Below are 19,840 nucleotides of genomic sequence, written 5' to 3'. Positions count from 1 at the left end.
CGGTCGAGGGTTCATACTGTGTGGGTGAGTCAAACGAACGTTCGCCTAGAAAAAGCGGTAGCGGGGCTGGGGAGGTCCGACCGCGTTGCGGTGCTGCGCGCCCGCATGCAGGCGATGGAGCAGGAAGATGAAGACGAGCTGGTAGATACCGTTCCCCACCTGGCGCGGCTACTTCCCGCAGGTGGGCTCGCCCGGCGGAAGGTGGTCTCGTGCGCGGAGTGTCCCGCGCTCGTGGTGGAGCTTATCTGCCATCTTACGGCCCGCGGGGGCCATGTGGGGATAGTAGGGTGGCCGGATCTTTCTCTCGCACAAGTTGCCGAAATGGGGAGTCTCAATAACGTGGTCACCGTCCCCGATCCGGGCCTGGAGTCATGGGCGGTAACCAGCGTGCTGGCAGAGGGGATGGACCTTATCATCCACCATGGCCCGCCCGGCGAGCTGAGCCCGGCGAAGGCGCGGCCGGTGTGGGCGAAGATCCGCGGCGGGCAGGCCGCGGTGCTGACCGTGGGCGCGCGGCTGCCGGGCACCGCGGTGCGCATTGGGGCGGAGGTGAGTACGTATCGGGGCATCGGCAAGGGCAGCGGGCGCATCCGCGGCGTGGATATCGATCTTGCGGTGGACTCGAAAAAGGGCACCGCGCGCGGGAGCCTCACCATGGGCGAAGCCCGCAGGTTGGAGGCCGTATGAGGGTGGCCGCGGTGTGGTTTCCGGATTGGCCCATCCAGGCGGTTGGGCAGGCGGGGCCGGTGCTGATCGCGCGCAATCATGCGGTGCTGGTGTGCGATAGCGCGGCGCGCCGGGCGGGCATTCGGCGTGGGATGCGCCTGCGCCAGGCCCAGGCGATTTGCCCTGAGGTAAAGGTGGTGGAGGCGAACCCGGATAGGGACGGCGCGGCCTTCGCGGAGATTGCGGCGGGCTTGGACGCCGTGGCCTCGTCCGTGGAGGTGCTGCGGCCCGGCCTGGCCATCGTGGACGCGGGGGCGGCGCTGCGCTACCACGGGCCGGAGGCGCTGGAGATGCTTGCCGATGCCACCGCGCACGTCGGTTTTGATTCCACCCTCGGCGTGGCAGACGAGATTGCCACGGCCATCATCGCGGCCCGACATCGCGGGGTAGGCGCGGTGGTGCCGGAGGGCGAGTCGCGGGATTTCTTGGCCGCCCAGCCCGTGGGCGTCTTAGCCGCGGAGGCTGCGTTGGGGTTTTCTGCGGAATTTGTGGCCCAGCTGCAGAAATTGGGCGTGCGCCGGCTGGGTGATGTGGCGGCGCTGCCGTTTAAGCAGATGGTTACCCGGTTTGGGCAGCAGGGCAAGCGCGCGCACGAGGTGGCGCACGCGCGGGCGGACCAGCGCGTGTCCCCGGAAATGGCGCGGCCCGAACTGTCCGTGAGCAGCGAGCAATCCATCGAGCGCGTGGATGCGGCGGCATTCGTGGCCCGGCAATTGGCCGCGCAGCTGCACGTGCGGTTGGCGGAGGCGGAAGTGGTGTGCATGCGCCTGCGCGTGGTGGCGGAGCTGGCCACTGGTGAAACTGTGGCCCGGGTATGGCGCACGCACGAGGCGCTCACGGAGCAGGCGACCGCGGACCGGGTGCGCTGGCAGCTGGATGGGTGGCTTACGGCGGCGCGGTCGAGCGGCAAGGACGGCGCCGCGATCGTGCGGCTGGTGCTCGAACCGGTGGAGGTGGCTAGGCCGCAGGCCGATGGCCTCTGGGGCGGGGATGCCTCACAGGAACAGGTCAAGCGGGTAATTTCGCGCGTGCAATCGCAGCTGGGCATAGATCGCGTCTTGCAGCCGCGGGCCGCCGGTGGCCGTGGGGTGGCCGAGCGCATCGAGTACGTTCCCTACGGGGAGCAGCGCGATGCCACGCCACAAGGCAGCTGGCCAGGTAGGATCCCCGCGCCGCTTCCCGCGCGCCTAGGCGGCGGGCCGAACCATCCGGCCGCGCGCATTCGGCTTATCGATGCCGCCGCGCGGGACGTCATCGTCACCGCTGAGGCCCTCCTATCCTCTGTGCCCGTGGCGCTCGGGTGGGGCGCGCACCGCTACCGCGTCATTGGCTGGGCTGGCCCGTGGCCGGTGGATACGCAGTGGTGGACCGAAAAGCCACAGCACGCGGCGCGGCTACAAATTGTGGGTCAAGCTGAGCGGGGGCAACGCCAGCGCGCCTGGCTCTTGGTGTGGTCAGAGGGGCGCTGGCGCGTGGAGGCGACGTATTAGGAGCGAATATCTACCACGAGGCGCGTGGGATTTTCTAGCACCTGTACGGAATAAGGCTTGCGCTGGTTCATGCCGATGACAAACTGGCTGCGGCCCTCATAGGTGCGGTCGTTGACCACTTGGGTAATAACGCCACCGGCGGGGGCGTCGACGACGCCGATGCGCGGCTCGTCGATGCCGGCCTCAAACGGATAGACCACGCCGTCGATATTGACATTGAGCGCGGTATCGCCGGCGTAGTTAATGGGTTGGCCAGAGCCTTGCTGCTTGGGATTATCGGCGTAATCCACGAACCATCCTGGGGAACCCTCGCCCTCGAGCTCGAAAACGGCGCGCTCGAAACCATCGTGCTGGCCCACGCGCACCTTGGTCACCACGAGTTCTGAGGGGGCCTCAGGGCGCAGCGTTTTCATGCTCATATCCGCCTCACCCAGAGGGTTGATGTGCGAGTTTCCCACAGAGGCCGCCATGGTGGTGTCATCCGCTGATTCGGTGCTGCAGCCGGTGAGGAAGGCTGCGGCGGCAAGCAGGAGTGAGAGGCGGGCTTTATACATGACCACTAGAGTATAATTTCTAGTAATTACTGCCTAGCGTTGGGGGCAGATCTTGACCGAATTGTTGCCAAATATGTGAGCTGAGTTGCAGACAGGTTAGGCTAGGGTACATGACCGATTTCTGTTCAGATTACCAGGTGGAACCGCTGCCCGGCACGGCGAAAAAAGAGTCCGTGTTTGTCCTCTTTGAGTGGCCCGGCGGCTGGTCGCGCGATGTGCTTGATGGCGATACTTTTGGCCCGGAGCTCACGGCCGAGCTGAAGGAAAAGCTCAAGGGTCAGGCCGGGCTGCAATTGATTCGCCGCCCCGGCCGCGATGGCCGCCAAATCGGCACCATGCACCGGTGCTACCTGGTGTGGGCCGAGCAGGGCGTGATGGAATTGGTCCTTTTGACCGGCCCGGAAAAGATCCTGGATTTGGATCTCACCGCGCCGGGCCGCAATGGGGGAGGAATCCTCGATACGCCGCTGGTTTTGGTGTGCACCCATGCTAAGCGCGATAAGTGCTGCGCCGTGAAGGGCCGGCCGCTCGCCGCGGAGCTGGTGGAGGATTACCCGGATTTGGTGTGGGAGACCTCGCACACGAAGGGGCACCGCTTCGCGCCCTCGGTCATGCTCATGCCCTGGGGGTATTCCTTTGGCCGGATGAATAAGGAAGCCGCCGCGCAGATGATTGCGGCGGCGGCGGAAGGAAAGTATTTCTACCCGGTCAATCGCGGGCGCGGCATCTTCGGCCCGCGCGGCCAGGTGGCGGAGTTGGCAGTAGCGCGCGAGCTTATCGATGCCTCCGAGGATCTCTACTACGGCCAGCTCCACGCAGAAGACGCGAAGCAGGGCACGGTGGTCACGCATGCCGATGGCCGGCGGTGGAGCGTGGCACTCGAGCAGCGCGCCGTGGAAGGAGTGGTCTCTTCCTGCGGCGACGCGCCCAAGACCGGCAAGGCGCTTGTGGCCACGGGTGTGGAGCTTATTAGCGGCGCATAACCTTGGAGGAGAGCCAGTTGCCAAAGAACTGCGCGGCCTGCACCAGCACGATGATAATAAGCGTGGCCACGACGGTAACTTCCCATTCGAAGGCGCGGTAGCCGTAGACGATGGCGAAGTCACCCAGTCCGCCGCCGCCGACGTAGCCGGCCATGGCGGACATATCCACGATGGCGATAAACAGGAAGGTATAGCCCAGAATCAGCGGGCCGAGGGCCTCCGGGATGATCACGGAGGTAATGATCTTCCACGGCGATGCACCCATGGCGCGGGCGGCCTCGATAACGCCTGGATCGATGGCCACGAGGTTTTGTTCCACCACGCGCGCCACGGAGAACGTGGCGGCGATGACCATCACGAAGGTGGCCGGCTCGCGGCCGATGGACCCGCCCATCACGGCGACGGTGAGCGGCTGCGCGAACGCCAGCAAAATAATAAACGGGATGGGGCGAACGAAGTTCACCAGCAGGTTGACCACCAGGTAGACGGCCTTATTCTGCAGGATGCCGCCCGGGCGGGCGGTGTAGAGCAAGATGCCGAGCCCCAGGCCCAGAATGCCGGCGACGACGAGGGTGGTCGAGACCATGATGAGGGTGTCGACGATGGCATCGACAAGCGATCCGCCCAAGCGGTCCCAGTCGGCGGCGGCGAGATAGTTGACGTTCATCGTTCAATCTCCTCAATTTGAGTGGTGGCAGATAGGGCGCGGTAGAACTCTTCGATGGCGGCATCGTCGCCGCTCAAGCGCACGGTGAGCTTGCCAAAGGAGTGCTGCTGCAAGGTAGTAATGCCGCCGTGGACGACGGCGATGGATACGCCCGCATCCTTCAGCTTGGCCGCGGCGCCGAAAAAGCCCGATTCCTCGGTCAGGTTGATGGTAAACAGGCGGCCTTCGTGGGCGAGCAGGTCATCGGTTTCCACCACGTCGGGCTCATTGCGCAGCGAGGTGGCGACGAATTTGGCGGCCACGGCGGTCTGGGGATTGGAAAAGACCTGGTAGACGCTGCCTTGTTCCACAACGTGGCCATTTTCCATCACCGCAACCTTATCCGCGATGGAGCGCACGACCTCCATTTCGTGGGTGATGACCACGATGGTGATGCCGAGCTCCTTATTTACCCGGCGCAGCAAGTCAAGGACTTCCTGCGTGGTGGTGGGGTCGAGGGCGGACGTGGCTTCGTCGGCAAGCAGCAGCGACGGATTCGTGGCCAAGGCGCGCGCGATGCCCACGCGCTGCTTTTGGCCGCCGGAAAGCTGCTCCGGGTAGCTTTTTCCCTTATCTCCCAGGCCAACAAAATCCAGCAGCTCCTGCACGCGCTGTTGGCGCTCGCGCTTGCCGATGCCCTGCAGCTGCAGCGGGTATTCAATATTGCCCGCCGCAGTGCGGGAGTTCATGAGGTTAAACTGCTGGAAGATCATGCCGATATTGCGGCGGATGCCGCGCAGCTTCTTTTCGGACATGCCGACGATATTTTGGCCATCGAGCAGCAATTCGCCGGAGGTGGGCGTGTCCAGGCCGTTGATCATGCGGACCAGGGTGGATTTGCCGGCGCCGGAGTAGCCGATGATGCCGATAATTTCGCCGGAATCGACGGTTAAGGAGACATCGTCAAGAGCTTTGACCTCGGCCTTTTTCTGCTGGAAGACCTTGGTGATATTGCGGAACTCGATGCGAGTGCCGTTCTGGGTGGAATCTGCCACGGGTTGCGTCCTTAGCGGGGAAGTGCCAAACCCCGCCGGGGTGAAAACCGGCGGGGTAGAAGGCAAGGGTGATTAGTCCAAATCTGCTTCGAGCTTGTCCAGGATTTCCTGGAGTTCTTCTGGGGTGCGCTCGACCTCGACGGAGGTGCCTGCGGAGTCCTCGTCGACGCCCTTTTGTACCGCATCGGAGTGCCAGAGCTCGGCGAGCTTCTTGATGTCCTCGTTATCGGCGTCTTCCTCGCGAACGGCGAAGACGTTGATATAAGGCTCTGCCTCTTCGGAGTTCGGGTCATCCTGGAAGACGGCGGTGGCCGGGTCGATGCCGGCGCGCTCCAGGAAGGAGTTATTGATAATCGCCGGGGTGCCCTCGCCGTGCGCGGATGGGGTTTGGGCTGCATCGACCGGCACGACCTTGACCTTGGACTTCTTCTCATCGATGTCCAGCGGGGTCGGGGTGATAAGCCCGTCCTTCTTCAAGGTGATAAGGCCTGCCTGGACCAGCACGTTGATGGCGCGGCCCTGGTTGGTGGAGTCATTCGGAATGGCAACTTCTTCGCCCTCGATGCCGTCGAGGGAGTCGTGGCCCTTCCAGAACAGCGCCAGCGGCACGATTTCGGTGGCGACGATGGGCACCAGGTTGGTGCCGTTGCCGTGGTTGTACTCGGCCAGGAACTTCAGGTGCTGGAAGTTATTGGTATCCAGCTCGCCCTGGTTCAGGGCCTGGTTCGGGGTGTTGTAATCCGAGAAGGACTTGATGTCGATGTCGTAGCCGGCGTCCTTGGCTTCTTGCTCAAAGGCAACCCAGGCCTGCTTTGCATCATCGGTGGTGCCAACGGCGATGGTCTTGTCATCATCTGCGTCGGAGGAGCAGGCCACGAGGCTGGTGGCGGCGACGGTAACGGCGGCGGTAGCGGCCGCTGCGCGACGAATCTGCATGAGGTCCCCTTACATGTAGGAGTTTAAATAAATTGACCGTTTAGCAATCTAGCAATAAGCGAACCGCTTTGTCTATTGAACACGTCTCATCACGCCGGGTTGTGTAGAACACTAATTCGACACTACCCTGTGAAGGGTGAAAATTAATGGTGGAAAGGCGCTGCCGTGGTCGCGTTTAGAAAGGATACTATCCGGCAAGGACACTGCCGCGCCCGTTGCCGTGCATCACCTTGGCAGCGGCGATGACCCCGTCCAGCGCGGGCGCTCCGCCGTGCCCTTTGCGGAGCTACATGCGGTAAGTTCTTATAGTTTTCTCGACGGCGCCGCCGAGCCGGAAGAGCTAGTCGCCCGCGCCCTAGAGCTTGGCCTCGAGGGGCTAGCCGTCGTGGATAGGGATGGCTTCTATGGCCTGATGAAATTCGCGGAGGCCGCAGCTAAGGCGGGTCTTCCGGCCATGTATGGCGCGGAGCTTTCCCTCGCGGAGTCCCCAGTGACCGTGCTGGCGCGCACGCCGGAAGGCTATCGCCGCCTCTCGCGCCTTATCGCCCGCGCGCGGATGGACGCCGGGGAGAAGGGGAGTGTCGCGTACCCGCCCCTAGATGTCGTGGCGCGCGAGTTGGAAGAAGAGTGCTTTTTCCTGCTGGGGTGGGAGGCTATACAAAAAATCGATCACGTTCTCGAAAGAATAAAAATAGACAGCATAGTTCTCGAATATGCGTGCACAATGTCTCCCGAAGATGCGGATCACCACGGTTTCCTGGATAAGTACAATAATCTCCGCGCCATCGCAACCGCTCGACCTGCGGCAGCAACGCGCGACCAGGTACGGCTCGCCGCCGCTAAACGCGCCTTGGCGCACCGCCAATCTTTAGAAGAAGCCGCACCGGATGCCCACCCGATGGGCGCAGGCTGGATGCGCTCCGGCGAGCAGATGGCCCAGTTGCTTCCCGGCCGGCCCGAGCTTATCGCCGAAACCGTCCGCCTTGCCCGCGAGTGCTCCTTCACCTGGGGTGCCCTTGCTCCCAACCTGCCGGACTTTGTCGTCCCGGAGGGGCATACCGAGATGAGCTGGCTCGAACACGAGGTGTGGCGGCGCGGTAAAAAGCGCTACGCCTCGCGCCCGCCCGAAATACAGGCTAAGGCGAAAAAGCAGATGCGGCACGAGCTGGGCATCATCAAGCAGCTGGGCTTTCCAGGCTACTTCCTCATCGTCTGCGACCTGGTGGATTTTTGCCGCCAGGAAAATATCCTGTGCCAGGGGCGCGGCTCGGCGGCCAATTCCGCCGTCTGTTTCGCGCTGGGCATTACCAACGCCGAGCCCATTTCCGCGCAGCTGCTCTTCGAGCGCTTCCTGTCGCCGGATCGCGATGGCCCGCCCGATATCGACATCGACATCGAATCTGGACGGCGCGAGGAGGTCATCCAGTACGTCTATCGCACCCACGGTCGCGACCGCGCAGCACAAGTGGCCAACGTCATCACCTACCGCCGCAAGGGGGCTACCCGCGACGCCGCCCGCGCGCTGGGTTACCCGCAGGGTTCGGCCGATGCGTGGTCGAAAGGCATAGCCGAGGCGCCTGCCGATGTCACCTTACTCGCCGAGCAATTCCTCGACCAGCCGCGCCACCTCGGCATCCACTCCGGCGGCATGGTTTTATGCGACCGGCCAATCGCGGACGTGGTGCCGATGGAATGGGCCCGCATGGACAACCGCTCCGTGCTGCAGTGGGATAAGGACGATTGCGCCGCCGCCGGGCTGGTGAAATTCGACCTGCTGGGCCTCGGCATGCTGGAGGCGCTGCACCACATGATCGATGCCGTGCGCGCCACCACCGGCCGCGAGGTGCGCCTGTGGGAGCTCGACCTGGCCGAGCCCGCGGTCTATGACATGCTCTGCCGCGCCGATGCCGTCGGCGTCTTCCAGGTGGAGTCCCGCGCGCAGCTGGCCACGCTGCCGCGGCTCAAACCGCACTGCTTCTTCGACCTCGTGGTGGAGGTCGCGCTCATCCGCCCCGGCCCCATCCAAGGCGGTTCCGTGCACCCCTACCTGCGCCGGCGCGATGGCCTCGAGCCCGTGACCTATGACCACCCGGTGCTGGAGAAATCGCTGGGCAAGACCCTGGGCATCCCGCTTTTCCAAGAGCAGCTGATGCAGATTGCGGTGGATGCCGCCGGTTTTACCGGCGCCGAAGCCGATGACCTGCGCCGCGCCATGGGCTCGAAGCGCTCACCCGCCAAGATGGCCGCGCTGCGCAGCCGCTTTTTCGAGGGCCTGCGCGCCACCAACGGCATCGACGGCGAGGTCGCGGAAAAGCTCTGGGCCAAGATCACCGCCTTTGCCGCCTACGGTTTCCCGGAATCGCACTCGCAGTCCTTCGCCTCGCTGGTGTATTTTTCCGCGTGGTTCAAGCACCACTACCCGGCGGAGTTCTGCGTGGGCTTGCTGCGCGCGCAGCCCATGGGCTTTTATTCGCCGCAGTCGCTCATTCAGGACGCCCGGCGCCACGGCGTGCGCGTGCTGCCAGTGAGCATCAACGATTCCGGCGCGCAGGCCAGGGCGCTGCCCACCGGCGAGATCCGGTTGGGCCTCAACCTCATCAAGGGGCTGGGGGATAAGGCCGCCGAGCGCGTGGAGGCCGCCGCGCCCTTTAGCAGCGTCTCCGATCTGTCGCGCCGGGCGGATCTCAGCGTGGAGCAGGTGGAGGCGCTGGCCACGGCGGGGGCGCTGGAGTGCTTGGGGTTGGAGCGTCGCCAAGCGCTTTGGCAGGCTGGCGTCGCCGCCACCGAGCGCGAGGGCATGTTGCCTGGCACCTCCGCGCTCGCTTCGCCGCACCTGCCCGGCATGTCGGCCTTCGAGCTAATGGCTACCGATGTCGCCGCCACCGGCGTCACCCACGATAAGCAGCCTATGGAGTTAGTCAGGGCCGCGCTTGGTGATGTCCTGCCTTCCTCCCACCTTCCCCACGTCCCCGATGGCACCCGCGTGCGCATCGCCGGCATCATTACGCACCGCCAGCGCCCGCGCACCGCCTCCGGCCTGACCTTTTTGGGCGTGGAGGATGAAACCGGCCTGATGAATGTCATGGTCTCGCCCGGGTTGTGGTCCCGGCAGAAGGTGCTCGCCCGCACCGCCCGCGCGCTTATCATCCGCGGCATCGTGCAAAATGCCACCGGCGTGGTAAGCGTGGTCGCGGACAAGCTTGAGCCGCTGGATTTTGGCGATTTCCTCTCCCGCGGCTCCCGCGATTTCCGCTAGTTTCCTTCGCTGCGACCTGCTCCGCACCGAAGAATTGCAGCCCAAATGCGGTGGCCAGGCCGAGAAAAATATCGCCGGCCAGGACTAGGCGCTTTAGCCATTAGGAATTCTTCCTATAGATTTCAGCGGACATGGGGGCAAATTCCTGGCGGAAAAGATAGCCTCCACGGGGAGGTCGAAGACCTCGCAGATGCGGAAGGCTAGGTCCAGGCTGGGGGAGTGGTCTCCGCGCTCGAGGGCGCCGACGGTCTGCGGGTTGACGTCGATGGCCTCAGCCAGCTGCGCGCGCGACATGTCCCGCTCGGCGCGCAACACACGGACCCGGTTATAGATGGGTGCGGAGGGCTTTTTCTTTGGGGCATAAGTCAAAGTGCTGCATAAACCCAACACTCTGACAAGGTTTTCCTACTCTACTCCGAAGATATCGCCCGGCTGGCAGTCCAACGCCGCACACAGTGCCGCAAGGGTGTTAAAGCGCACGGCCTTGGCGCGATTATTCTTCAGGACGGACAGGTTAACTGGCGTGATACCTACCTCTTTCGCGAGCGCCGCTCCGGTAATACCGCGCTCCTCCATTTTCCGGTCGAGGTGGCAGATCACCTGGGGTTCTTGCTCCTCAGACAAGGCCTTCAACCTCCTCTTCGAGCTTGCTGCCGCGCTTGATGGCAACTGAGAAGAGCTGGAGGGTGCAGACAAAAAGGTAGGGCAGCGCAAGCTCGCCTAATGAGGAACCGCTCTGGTTGGCCCACCAGTCAATTTCGAGCTGCGAGGACGCCCAGTTATTGCCCATTCCTTCGAGTGGGAAGCGTCCGATAAACCAGATGAAAATCCCAAGGGTCATTCCATTAAGGAAGCGGACATTTTTCGCATTGAAAACCTGTCCACGAAGCATTGGTTTGACCAAACGGTAGGCGAAGAACGCGATAATCAAGATTCCTGCAATCTTGACGACGAGCCCCGCAGTGAGCATCCAGAATGGCCCGCCGTCGAGGTTGTGCTTGCTTAGGCCTTCCGGGATGGCCGCACTCAGTGCGGTGGAAAAGTGCCCGGTGACAAGGTCGCGCAGGTAGGTGGGGCCGAGGATGACAATGGTGAACAGGCAGAGGGCGGCCGCAGCGTTAATTTCGCGTCGCTCAGCTTGAGAGGTGGGCTGTGGGGTGGTCATGACAATCCTTTCCGTCGATTCCTTATCGACTTTCGATGTTGTCGTAATTCGATAATATCGATTAACGATAAGTTGCGCAAGGGTGCGAGCCCGATTGCTACTGTCAATAGTTATGAGCGAAGAAATGAACCCCGTCTCGCCGCGTTTGGTTAAGGTGCGCTACATCCGCCACCTGGGCTGGACGGTTATCTTCGCCGCGGCGGCCGCAGCGGCAGGGTACTGGTGGACCCCGTGGTTCTACTGGGCAGCGGGCCTCTTCGCCGTCCTCTTTTTCTGGCTGATCTGGCTCATCCCGGCCCAGGTGCGCCGGATGGGCTGGTGCGAAACCGACGATGAGCTGCTCATTACCCGCGGCAAGCTGTGGCATTCCTTCACCGTCGTGCCCTACGGCCGCATCCAGTTCGTGGACGTGACCGCCGGCCCCCTCGAGCGCGCCTTCGGGCTCAAGGAGCTGCAGCTGCACACCGCCTCCGCAAACACGGACGCCACGGTGAAGGGTTTGGACGCCCCGCTTGCCGATGCCCTCCGCACCCGCCTCACCCACCACGCCCGCGAGCGGATGAGCGGGCTATGAGGTACCACCGCGTCCACCGCTTGACCCCGCTGCTGCGGCTGTGGTCGGTCATCCTGGCCGTCATCGCAGCATTTGCCTTAAACGTCAATATGGAGGCGCTGCGCGGAATCTTTGCCTTCGTTACCGGCGAACACAGCGCGTCAGACCTGCGCGATATTGGCCTCGCGCTGGCCGGGTTCATCGCAGTGTGCGCGGTGGTCTGGCTCGTCTCCGGCGTGTGGTGGCGCCAGATGGGCTACCAGCTGGGCGAGGAGGAACTCACCTTGCGCCGCGGGGTTATTTCGAAGCAGCAGCGCACGGCGCGCTATGACCGCACGCAGGCGGTAGACGTCGTCGAGCCCGTCATCGCCCGCCTCTTCCGGCTCGCGGCCGTGCGCGTGGAAACGGCCGGAGGGCAGTCGTCCGCCATCGAAATCGCCTTCCTGACAAAGCGCGATGCCGAGGCCCTGCGCGCCGAAATCCTCTCCCGCGTCCACGGTAAGCCGCGGGAGCGGCCAGCTGAGGAACGGCCGACTGAGGAGCAGTCGGCCGAAGAAGAGGACAACGTCCTCATCCCCGAAATCCCCATCGCGCGTTCCCTGGCCGCGGCCGCCTTGCACGCGTCCACGATCGTTCTGCTTGCGGCCCTCGTCTTCCTCGTGGTCACGCCGATGTCCCTGACCATCACGCTGCCCATCCTTGTGGCCACCGTCCCGCGTGCCTGGAACGTGATTGACTCCTCGTGGCGCTATACCGCCAGCCTTGAGGATGGCGTACTCAATATCACCTACGGCCTTGCCGATCGCCGCCGCCAAAACATCCGCCTCGAGCGCATCCACGCCGTCCAGGTCACCCAGCCGTTCTTGTGGCGGCCCTTTGACTGGTACGAAACGCGCGTGTCGGTCGCCGGCTACGGTGGCACGGCCAGCGGCGAGGGATCGGGGTCGACGCGGATCGTGCCCGTCGGCAAGCGCGAGCAAGCCCGGCAATTCCTGCCCGCCGATGCCGCCCCGACCTACGCCTCGCCCGCGCGCGCCAAATGGGTCTCGCCCATCGATTACCGGCAGCAAACCGTCGCGCTGGCCGGCGACTACGTCATCGTACGCGCCGGCCGCTTCAACCGCCGCGTCCAAGCCATCGATCTGCGCCATATCCAGGAACTCACCCTGCGCCGCGGCCCGATTTCCCAGCTGCTCGGCCTAGCCACGGTGGAGCTCGACCTCGTACAGGGGCCCGTGAAGATGGCGGCGCGCAACCTCGCGCTTGCCGATGCCCACGCGCTGCTCAACCGCCTGCGCTCCCGCGACCTGCCAGAACTTACACCGCTCCCTTAAAACCAAGCTGGCGCCAGGCCTCGAAGACCGCCGTGGACGCGGAGTTGGAGAGGTTCATCGAGCGCCGAGCCGGGACCATCGGAATGCGCACTTGGTCAGTAATCCGCGGATGATTGACGTGCTCGTCCGGCAGGCCGGTCGGCTCCGTGCCAAAGAGCAGCACGTCGCCGTCTTGGTATTCCACTTCCGTGAACCACTTATCCGTATGCGTGGTAAACGCGAAGACCCGCGCGCCCGGCAGCGCATCCATGCAGGCCTGGAAGTTGGGATGAATGGTCATATCGGCCAGGTCGTGGTAGTCCAGCCCCGCCCGCTTGAGGTGCTTGTCGTCGAAGTTGAATCCCAGCGGCTCAATGAGGTGCAGGTACGCGCCCGTTACCGCCGCAGTCCGAATGGCGTTGCCGGTATTGGTGGGGATTACGGGGTTGTCGAAGACGATGTGCAGGTTGGTCATGGTTTAAGGGTAGTCGGTGAAAAGGAAGAGGTAGGAGTCGCACCTCTCGCGCTGCCCTGAGAAACCGATTTCTCTTACTCGTTGGTCCCGCGATTATTGCGCTTGTTCCACCTGGACCTACGCCAAAGGAAAAACGGCAGGACCAGAAAGTAATAGAAGGCAAGGAATAGCGCTGAATAGCCCAATAATCCTTCCGAGCTCACCTCGCTCCACGAGACTCCTTCTTCGTTGGGTGAAGCTACGCCGCGCCAGCCGGTTACTTGGCTGATATAGAAACTTGCTACGACCATGGCCGGTAGGACAATAAACGAGAACCATGCCGGTGGTACCCACGGCCCGCCGTCTTTGCTCGTTCTTTGCAGAGCACCGCCGAATCCCATCGAAGAAACCTTTCTACCTACATCTGTTCACTCAAAGCGCAGGGCCACCAATCGCTGAAATGCCGTAATCAAGATCTGCAGTAGCGCCGTTCAAGGCGGTAACCTGAGTGATCTTCTCAGCTGCTGGGCTCCCATAGCCCCGTGGGTTGTCCAGAGACTACCTCGGTAAATACTGTTTCGAAACTCTGGGAAAGTTCGCGTGTGATTTCTGGACTGGTTGATGTTGAGCAGCAGCGATTGCAGAAGCGACAATTGGCCTTTTGAGGCAAGGCGTACCGGTCGTAATTGCGCTCCAATGCATTGCTAGGAGTTCGATTGGTCTGAGCAGCCAATAGTCTGCATAAGAATCCAGCAATTTCCAGTGGAGGAAAGTCGACATGAGGTACCCACGCAAGAAATAGTGACGGTTTTGAGCTGCTTTGGGGTTGCTGCTGGGTCTCGGCTTACGCCTACCATTAGGATATAAGCCATGGCTGCAACCAAATTAGATGGCAAACTGTACCGCGACGAGATTTTTGAAGACCTCAAGCAGCGTGTGGCTGCGCTGAAGGAAAAGGGAATTACCCCTGGCCTGGCCACCGTGCTGGTGGGGGAGGACCCGGGATCCCAGTCCTATGTAAAGATGAAGCACCGCGACTGCGAGCAGCTGGGGATTAACTCCATCCGCAAGGACCTGCCGGCGGATATCAGCCAGGAGGACTTGGAGGCGGTCATCGATGAGCTCAACGCCGATGAGGCCTGCACCGGCTACATCGTCCAGCTCCCGCTGCCCAAGCACCTGGATGAAAACGCCATCCTTGAGCGCATCGATCCGGAAAAGGACGCCGATGGCCTCCACCCGGTGAACTTGGGCAAGCTTGTGCTCAATGAGGACGCGCCGCTGCCGTGCACCCCGAATGGCTGCCTGCACCTGCTGCGCCGCTTCGGCGTGGAGCTCAACGGCGCGAAAACCGTCGTCATCGGCCGCGGCGTGACCGTCGGCCGCCCGATTGGCCTGATGCTGACCCGTCGCAGCGAGAACTCCACCGTGACTCTGTGCCACACCGGCACGAAGGATTTGGCCGCCGAAACCCGCAATGCCGATATCGTCATTGCCGCCGCTGGCCAGCCGCACATGCTCACCGCGGACATGATTAAGGAGGGCGCCGCGCTTCTCGATGTCGGCGTTTCCCGCGTCGACGGCAAGCTCACCGGAGATATCGCGCCGGACTGCTGGGACAAGGCAGGGTATGTCTCGCCGAACCCAGGCGGCGTCGGACCGCTCACGCGCGCCTTTTTGGTACGCAACATCGTTGAGCGCGCGGAAAAGCTGGCGTGAATTTAGATAATCCCCACGACGTGCACCTAGCACCCTCCCCGCTGCCCGCCTCCGTGCAGTGGGCGGCTATCGGGCTCTTTATCGCCGGGGTGGCCTTATCCGGCGGCTATGCCATTTTCGAGTATTGGCGCAGGGCTACTTTCTTGCTTGGGCTTGCGCTGCTGTGGCTGACGGTGGTGCGCCTGACGTGTGATTCGAGCCGCGTCGGCGTACTGGCGGTGCGCTCGCGCCGCTTCGATGCCACGTTTACCGGTGTCATCGGCGCGCTAATGGCCTTTCTTGCCTACTCCGTGGACGCGTTGGGCAGCTAGTTATCCACAGGTGATTGTTTCAGCATCACCAAACTGCGGCGTGTCGCGTGGTTATCCACAGCCGGCGCGCACTAGGCCTCGCGCCCTTCGCTGCCCGCGGTTTAGGCTCGGAGCCATGATTTCGGATTACCTCGCAGCAATCAACTCCCCGATGGCGCTCATCGGGGAGTTGATTGGGCTATCCGAAGCCGAATTAGTAGAGCGCGGCTTTAGCGATAAAGAGGCCGCGGAATTCGCGCGCCTAGCGGATACGTATTTCGGCGCGACATCGTTTAGCGCCAAGCAACGCGCCGCCCGCACCACCGCGCTCCCGCTCGATGCTCTGAAAATCATTGAGGTGCACGCGCAGAAGCTGAAAACCCAGCGCGCGGCGTGGGCCTTGCGCGAGGAGCTGTGCCGGCTCAACGTCTCTACCAGTGAGATTGAAAAGCGCGCCCGCCGCCTCATCAAAGAGGAACGCTCCCAGAAACGCACAGAAGGCGTGCGGCTTACCCGCCGCACCAACGACCTGTGGACGCTGACCATTACCGCGGAATCTGAGCTGGTGGCAGAGATTAATAACCACGTCTCTACTGTGGACGATGCGCGCCGGGTATTCGCAGAGGGTGCGGTATCTTCCACTATCGCCACCAACGTGGTCCTCACCCTAGATGACATGGTGAAGGTTACCCACGGCGAGGACGTCACCCTGCAGCTAACCAACGGCGCCACCATCGCCGGGGCACAGCTAGCCGAGCGCGCGCTTGCCGATGCCGGCCTCATCACCCTCATCTACCCCGTTACCGGCCCCGTGAACCTGTACCACACGCGCCGACTCGCCACCTGGAAACAGCGGCAGATGGCGATGGCGGAAAATCCGGTGTGCCCGTGGCCCGATTGTCATATTCCTGCCGATGAATGCCAGGTTCACCACCTGCAACCATGGCTGCTCGGGGGCGAGACCAATTCTGAGAACCTGACCATCGCCTGCAGGTATCACAATGCCGTTAACGACGATGATCCGAATGCCCCACCGCGGCGTGGGCGCCTAGAGCGCCGCCCGCACGAAGGCATCGTGTGGCGCCCGCCCTGGGCCCGATAGTGAATATCGCCGAATATCGCCGAAGCCAGCGCAGTAAACGCTGCGCCGCTTCGGCGATCCTTCTATAAGGAATCCTGCCGCCTGCGCGCCGCGCTCGCGTGCAGGCGGGCCCGCGGCCGGCTAGATGGCGTAGTCGATTGTGCTGTCCACGTCCAGCGGGTGTGGTTGGGACAGGGTGAGGAAGTTGCGCAGGATGCGGTCCATCTGGCGCGATTCCGTGAGGAATGCATCGTGGCCAACGGGTGAGACTACCTTCGCCATGGCTAGCAGGTTGCCCAGGTTGCGCGAGAGGTGTTCCTGCTGGTGATACGGATAAAGGATGTCCGTGTCGACGCCCACGACCATGGTCGGCACCTGTGAAGAACCGAGCGCGCGGTTCAGGCCGCCGCGGCCGCGGCCGATGTCGTGGCGGTTGAGGGCCTCGGTAAGCGTGACGTAGGAACCGGCATCGAAGTGATCCGCCAGCTTCGAGCCCTGGTAATCCAGGTACGAGTTCACGGCGAAGCGCTGGTCGTGCCGGCGGTAAGGCCCCAGCGGCTCTTCGCCGGTTTGGGCCTGAACACCAAAGCGCTCATCGATTTCCTGCTCGCCGCGATACGTCAAGTGCGCGATGCGCCGCGCTGCCGCCAGGCCCTCGCGGGGGCGCTGAGAGGAGGAATAATAGTCGCCGCCGTGCCAGAAGGGATCGCGTTCAATCGCGGAAATCTGCGCCGACTGGATACCAATCTGCCACGCGGAGGCGCGCGCCGAGACGGCGATAACGCACGCGGCATCAACAGCCTCGGGATACATCAGCGTCCATTCCAAGGTGCGCGCGCCGCCCATGGAACCGCCGATGATCGCATGCACGCGCGTTATTCCGAGCTCTTCCAGCGCCTTTTTCTCTGCGGCCACCAAATCGCGAATGGACAGCGCCGGAAAGCGCGATCCCCAACTGCGGCCATCCGCATGCGGGGAAGAGGGGCCGGTGGAGCCATTGCAGCCACCGAGTGCGTTCATGGCGATAACGCACCACTTCGTCGTATCGAGCGCCTTGCCTGGGCCAATGAGATCGCACCACCACTCGGCCACATCGGCATTGCCGGTCAGCGCGTGTTCCACCAGGATGACGTTATTTCCGCCGTGCGGATCGCCGAGGAAATGGCCGAAGCGGTGGTAGGCGATGTGGGCATCGGAAAGCGTGGCGCCTGCTTCGGTGCGAAAATCGCCGATACTTATACAGCTCATGCCAGCGCGTTAAATCCCAGTTCGAGGTCAGCAATGATGTCGTTGATATCTTCAATGCCCACGGACAAACGGATGGTGGACTGTGCAATGCCCGCCGCGGCCAGGGCGGCATCGTCGGACTGCGAGTGCGTGGTGGTCGCCGGGTGAACCGCCAGCGAGCGGGTATCGCCGATATTGGCGAGGTTGGAGTGGAGCTTCAGGGCATCAATAAACGCCCAGGCTTCCTCGCGCCCGCCGTCAATATCGAAGGACAGTACGGAGCCGGTATAGGAGTAACCCAGCTTCTCCTTGACCTTCTTATACGGCGAGGAATCCAGGCCGGCGTAGTTGACCTTTGTTACCTTGGCGTGGCCTTCCAGGTACTCGGCCACGGCCTGGGCGTTGGCATTGTGCTTGTCGATGCGCAGCCCTACCGTCTCAATGCCATTAAGCGTCAGCCATGCATTGAACGGGGAAATGGCGGCGCCGGTATCGCGCAGCAGGCCGGCGCGGGCCTTGAGCGCGAAGGCGGGGGCGCCGAGGTCGGCGTATTTTAGGCCGTGGTAGGCCTCGTCCGGGGTGACGAAGTAGGGGAATACTGGCTTGCCGTCGCGCTCGACGGTCCAGTCGAAGGAGCCGCCGTCGATAATCGCGCCGCCCACGGCAGAACCGTTGCCGGTGTAGAACTTCGTGGTCGAAACCACGACGATGTCCGCGCCCAAGTCGAGCGGGCGGGCCAGCGCCGCGGTGGCGATGGTGTTATCCACGATGAGTGGGACCTGGTTAGTGTGCGCGACCTCGGCGATGGCTGGGATATCGAGGACATCGGCTACTGGGTTGCCAAAGGTCTCGCCGTAAAAGGCCTTGGTATTGGGCTGCACGGCGTCCTGCCAGGATTGGGGATCATCCGGGTTTTCCACGAGGGTGACGTCGATGCCAAGCCGCTTGAGTGTGACGGTAAAAAGCGTGGAGGTGCCGCCGTAGAGGCGCGGGGAGGTAACGATGTGATCGCCTGCCGAGGCGAGGTTGAAAATGGCCGCGGTCTCTGCGGCCTGGCCGGAGGCAAAGGCCACGGCGGCCACGCCGCCTTCAAGGGAGGCGAGGCGCTCTTCCAGCGCATCCTGCGTTGGGTTGGTCAGGCGGGTGTAGATGGGGCCTGCATCGGAGAGGTTAAAGCGGTTGGCCGCGTGCTCGGCGTCATCAAAGACGTACGAGGTGGTTTGGTAAATCGGCACGTTGCGGGAGTTGTGCGCGCCGTCGAGGTTTTGGCCTGCATGGACGGAGCGGGTTGCGAAGGACCAGTTTGCGTTGGAGTTATCGTATTTCGTCGTCATGCCACGCAAGACTAGACTAAGCGGTATGTAACGTACAGCACCCCGCCGCGAAACCGCAGGGTAGTCAGAGAATAAAAATAGACTAAGCGGTAAATTTCTCGCCCGGGTTTAGCCGCCTATAGCCCTGTACTCCGGCTTTGGTGAGCATGGTGTCGAAGGCGGTGCGGCCGACATCGGAAAGCACGGCGTCATGGATGGGGATCGTGACCGCGGCGCCGACACGCTGGGCATAATCGGCGGCTTCCGCGGCCTTTACCCACGGCCCAGCGATGGGCAGGAGCAGCACGTTTGCGGGGTGATCGATGTACTGATCGCCTGGGTGGAGCAGGCCGCCCAAGTAGTAGCCCACGTTGGCCGGGCGCGGAATATTCGGGTGGATCGGTGCGTGTTGGCCGCCGAGTACCTCGATGTCGAGGCCGGCGACGGTGATGGTCTCGCCCGGTGAGACCGCGGTACCGCGCCCCAGCTGTTCGCAGGCTTCGGCGGGCGCCCAGAGTGGGGCATCGGGAAGCCGGTCCGGGTCTAGGTGATCTGCATGCGCATGGGTAATGAGCACCGCATCGGCGTCGGGGATGGTGGGCGTCATAGTGCCGGGATCGATGAGGATACGCCCGCCCGGCGCCGCAACGGCGACGCAGGCGTGGCCAAGCAAGCTAAATTCCATGCGCCCCAGCCTATCTACTGCGGGTCTTTCTCGTCCTTGCGGCGAAATAGGTACCAGAGCCCGAGGATCGCGCCGAAGAGCAGGATTGCCGAGGCGATAAAGACCATGGCGACCACCATCGTGCGGTGCGGATCGTTTAAGAAAATCATGCAAACGATGGCGGCGAGGAAGATCGCGGCGAATAACGTGATGAGCCAATTGCGCTTGGTGTGCTCTGCGAATGTCATGCATTAATTGTTACGGAAAAACCGGGGGTAAACAAGCTGGGTGGGCATTCTGGGGGCGGAACCCGGCTATATGGTGCACCGATTTTTCCAATAGTGACCGCGTGCGGGCCGTCTAATGAGGGTGAATGGGGGTAGGGGTCTTCCGTTCGACTATTTAACACCGCTTT

Annotated in this window: 21 protein-coding genes; 9 read left to right on the top strand and 12 right to left on the bottom strand. The window is 62.9% G+C overall.

Features of this window, described 5'->3' with window-relative positions; translation table 11 throughout:
- The first annotated feature begins 24 nt into the window (after window positions 1-24).
- Together imuA' and ABRP84_RS01145 are read left to right on the top strand one after the other, a co-directional pair.
- Window positions 25-687, top strand: a complete 663-nt coding sequence (imuA', locus tag ABRP84_RS01150; RefSeq protein WP_034659640.1) for a DnaE2-dependent mutagenesis accessory factor ImuA' — start codon at window positions 25-27, stop codon at window positions 685-687.
- The gene (locus ABRP84_RS01145; RefSeq protein WP_349852216.1) at window positions 684-2,216 is read left to right on the top strand and encodes a DNA polymerase Y family protein; all 1,533 of its coding nucleotides are present in this window, start codon (window positions 684-686) and stop codon (window positions 2,214-2,216) included. Before imuA' ends, ABRP84_RS01145 begins: the two co-directional genes overlap by 4 nt.
- Here ABRP84_RS01145 and ABRP84_RS01140 read toward each other — a convergent pair.
- On the bottom strand, window positions 2,213-2,770 hold the full coding sequence (locus ABRP84_RS01140; RefSeq protein WP_349852215.1) for an AMIN-like domain-containing (lipo)protein: 558 nt from the start codon (window positions 2,768-2,770) through the stop codon (window positions 2,213-2,215). The genes ABRP84_RS01145 and ABRP84_RS01140 overlap by 4 nt on opposite strands.
- Before the next feature lie 110 nt (window positions 2,771-2,880).
- Between ABRP84_RS01140 and ABRP84_RS01135 the strand changes: the two genes are divergently transcribed.
- Window positions 2,881-3,753, top strand: coding sequence for a ferredoxin family protein (locus tag ABRP84_RS01135; protein WP_023025303.1), 873 nt, complete (start codon window positions 2,881-2,883; stop codon window positions 3,751-3,753).
- On the opposite strand, the gene ABRP84_RS01130 is transcribed toward ABRP84_RS01135, so the two are convergent.
- The 3 genes from ABRP84_RS01130 to ABRP84_RS01120 all read right to left on the bottom strand — a co-directional run bounded on the left by ABRP84_RS01130 (window position 3,740) and on the right by ABRP84_RS01120 (window position 6,390).
- A complete protein-coding gene (locus ABRP84_RS01130; protein ID WP_005277229.1) occupies window positions 3,740-4,420 on the bottom strand; it encodes a methionine ABC transporter permease in 681 nt (226 codons plus the stop codon). The genes ABRP84_RS01135 and ABRP84_RS01130 overlap by 14 nt on opposite strands.
- The gene (locus ABRP84_RS01125; protein WP_023025305.1) at window positions 4,417-5,454 is read right to left on the bottom strand and encodes a methionine ABC transporter ATP-binding protein; all 1,038 of its coding nucleotides are present in this window, start codon (window positions 5,452-5,454) and stop codon (window positions 4,417-4,419) included. The genes ABRP84_RS01130 and ABRP84_RS01125 overlap by 4 nt, the downstream gene beginning before the upstream one ends.
- A gap of 72 nt (window positions 5,455-5,526) precedes the next feature.
- Window positions 5,527-6,390, bottom strand: a complete 864-nt coding sequence (locus tag ABRP84_RS01120) for a MetQ/NlpA family ABC transporter substrate-binding protein (RefSeq protein WP_023025307.1) — start codon at window positions 6,388-6,390, stop codon at window positions 5,527-5,529.
- Window positions 6,391-6,526: 136 nt separating this feature from the next.
- Between ABRP84_RS01120 and ABRP84_RS01115 the strand changes: the two genes are divergently transcribed.
- Window positions 6,527-9,646 carry an error-prone DNA polymerase gene (locus ABRP84_RS01115; protein WP_349852212.1) on the top strand — a complete coding sequence of 1,040 codons (3,120 nt, stop codon included), beginning with the start codon at window positions 6,527-6,529 and terminating at the stop codon, window positions 9,644-9,646.
- A gap of 93 nt (window positions 9,647-9,739) precedes the next feature.
- Here ABRP84_RS01115 and ABRP84_RS01110 read toward each other — a convergent pair whose 3' ends face one another.
- The 3 genes from ABRP84_RS01110 to ABRP84_RS01100 are packed head-to-tail and all read right to left on the bottom strand — an operon-like array spanning window position 9,740 to window position 10,811.
- Complete coding sequence (locus tag ABRP84_RS01110; RefSeq protein ID WP_349852210.1) at window positions 9,740-10,015, bottom strand: helix-turn-helix transcriptional regulator; 276 nt, start codon at window positions 10,013-10,015, stop codon at window positions 9,740-9,742.
- Between the two features lie 36 nt (window positions 10,016-10,051).
- Window positions 10,052-10,279, bottom strand: a complete 228-nt coding sequence (locus ABRP84_RS01105) for a helix-turn-helix domain-containing protein (protein ID WP_349852208.1) — start codon at window positions 10,277-10,279, stop codon at window positions 10,052-10,054.
- Entirely contained in the window at window positions 10,263-10,811 is a 549-nt protein-coding gene (locus ABRP84_RS01100) for a hypothetical protein (RefSeq protein ID WP_349852206.1), read from the bottom strand. The genes ABRP84_RS01105 and ABRP84_RS01100 overlap by 17 nt, the downstream gene beginning before the upstream one ends.
- A gap of 112 nt (window positions 10,812-10,923) precedes the next feature.
- On the opposite strand from ABRP84_RS01100, the gene ABRP84_RS01095 reads away from it, so the two are divergent.
- Both ABRP84_RS01095 and ABRP84_RS01090 read left to right on the top strand, forming a co-directional pair.
- Window positions 10,924-11,385, top strand: coding sequence for a PH domain-containing protein (locus ABRP84_RS01095; RefSeq protein ID WP_349852204.1), 462 nt, complete (start codon window positions 10,924-10,926; stop codon window positions 11,383-11,385).
- Window positions 11,382-12,698, top strand: coding sequence for a PH domain-containing protein (locus ABRP84_RS01090; protein ID WP_349852202.1), 1,317 nt, complete (start codon window positions 11,382-11,384; stop codon window positions 12,696-12,698). Before ABRP84_RS01095 ends, ABRP84_RS01090 begins: the two co-directional genes overlap by 4 nt.
- On the opposite strand, the gene ABRP84_RS01085 is transcribed toward ABRP84_RS01090, so the two are convergent.
- Entirely contained in the window at window positions 12,682-13,152 is a 471-nt protein-coding gene (locus ABRP84_RS01085) for a tRNA (cytidine(34)-2'-O)-methyltransferase (protein ID WP_349852200.1), read from the bottom strand. The two genes, ABRP84_RS01090 and ABRP84_RS01085, sit on opposite strands and share 17 nt — an antisense overlap.
- Before the next feature lie 849 nt (window positions 13,153-14,001).
- Between ABRP84_RS01085 and ABRP84_RS01080 the strand changes: the two genes are divergently transcribed.
- From ABRP84_RS01080 to ABRP84_RS01070, 3 genes are all read left to right on the top strand, one after another.
- Window positions 14,002-14,850 (top strand): bifunctional methylenetetrahydrofolate dehydrogenase/methenyltetrahydrofolate cyclohydrolase, encoded by an 849-nt coding sequence (locus tag ABRP84_RS01080; RefSeq protein ID WP_023016802.1) that lies wholly within the window; start codon window positions 14,002-14,004, stop codon window positions 14,848-14,850.
- The gene (locus ABRP84_RS01075) at window positions 14,847-15,161 is read left to right on the top strand and encodes a DUF3017 domain-containing protein (protein ID WP_349852197.1); all 315 of its coding nucleotides are present in this window, start codon (window positions 14,847-14,849) and stop codon (window positions 15,159-15,161) included. Before ABRP84_RS01080 ends, ABRP84_RS01075 begins: the two co-directional genes overlap by 4 nt.
- A gap of 115 nt (window positions 15,162-15,276) precedes the next feature.
- Window positions 15,277-16,242, top strand: coding sequence for an HNH endonuclease signature motif containing protein (locus ABRP84_RS01070; RefSeq protein ID WP_349852195.1), 966 nt, complete (start codon window positions 15,277-15,279; stop codon window positions 16,240-16,242).
- A gap of 120 nt (window positions 16,243-16,362) precedes the next feature.
- Here the strand turns inward: ABRP84_RS01070 and metX are convergent, their stop codons facing one another.
- The 4 genes from metX to ABRP84_RS01050 all read right to left on the bottom strand — a co-directional run bounded on the left by metX (window position 16,363) and on the right by ABRP84_RS01050 (window position 19,673).
- Window positions 16,363-17,469 carry a homoserine O-acetyltransferase MetX gene (gene metX / locus ABRP84_RS01065; protein WP_284631310.1) on the bottom strand — a complete coding sequence of 369 codons (1,107 nt, stop codon included), beginning with the start codon at window positions 17,467-17,469 and terminating at the stop codon, window positions 16,363-16,365.
- On the bottom strand, window positions 17,466-18,782 hold the full coding sequence (locus ABRP84_RS01060) for an O-acetylhomoserine/O-acetylserine sulfhydrylase (protein ID WP_023025327.1): 1,317 nt from the start codon (window positions 18,780-18,782) through the stop codon (window positions 17,466-17,468). Before ABRP84_RS01060 ends, metX begins: the two co-directional genes overlap by 4 nt.
- Window positions 18,783-18,864: 82 nt before the next feature.
- Window positions 18,865-19,446, bottom strand: a complete 582-nt coding sequence (locus tag ABRP84_RS01055; protein WP_349852193.1) for an MBL fold metallo-hydrolase — start codon at window positions 19,444-19,446, stop codon at window positions 18,865-18,867.
- 14 nt (window positions 19,447-19,460) lie between these two features.
- On the bottom strand, window positions 19,461-19,673 hold the full coding sequence (locus ABRP84_RS01050) for a hypothetical protein (protein ID WP_349852191.1): 213 nt from the start codon (window positions 19,671-19,673) through the stop codon (window positions 19,461-19,463).
- Window positions 19,674-19,840: the final 167 nt, after the last annotated feature.

This window comes from Corynebacterium sp. KPL2861 (assembly GCF_040225475.1).
Classification (GTDB): Bacteria; Actinomycetota; Actinomycetes; order Mycobacteriales; family Mycobacteriaceae; genus Corynebacterium.
This window is presented reverse-complemented; position numbering and strand designations above follow the sequence as displayed.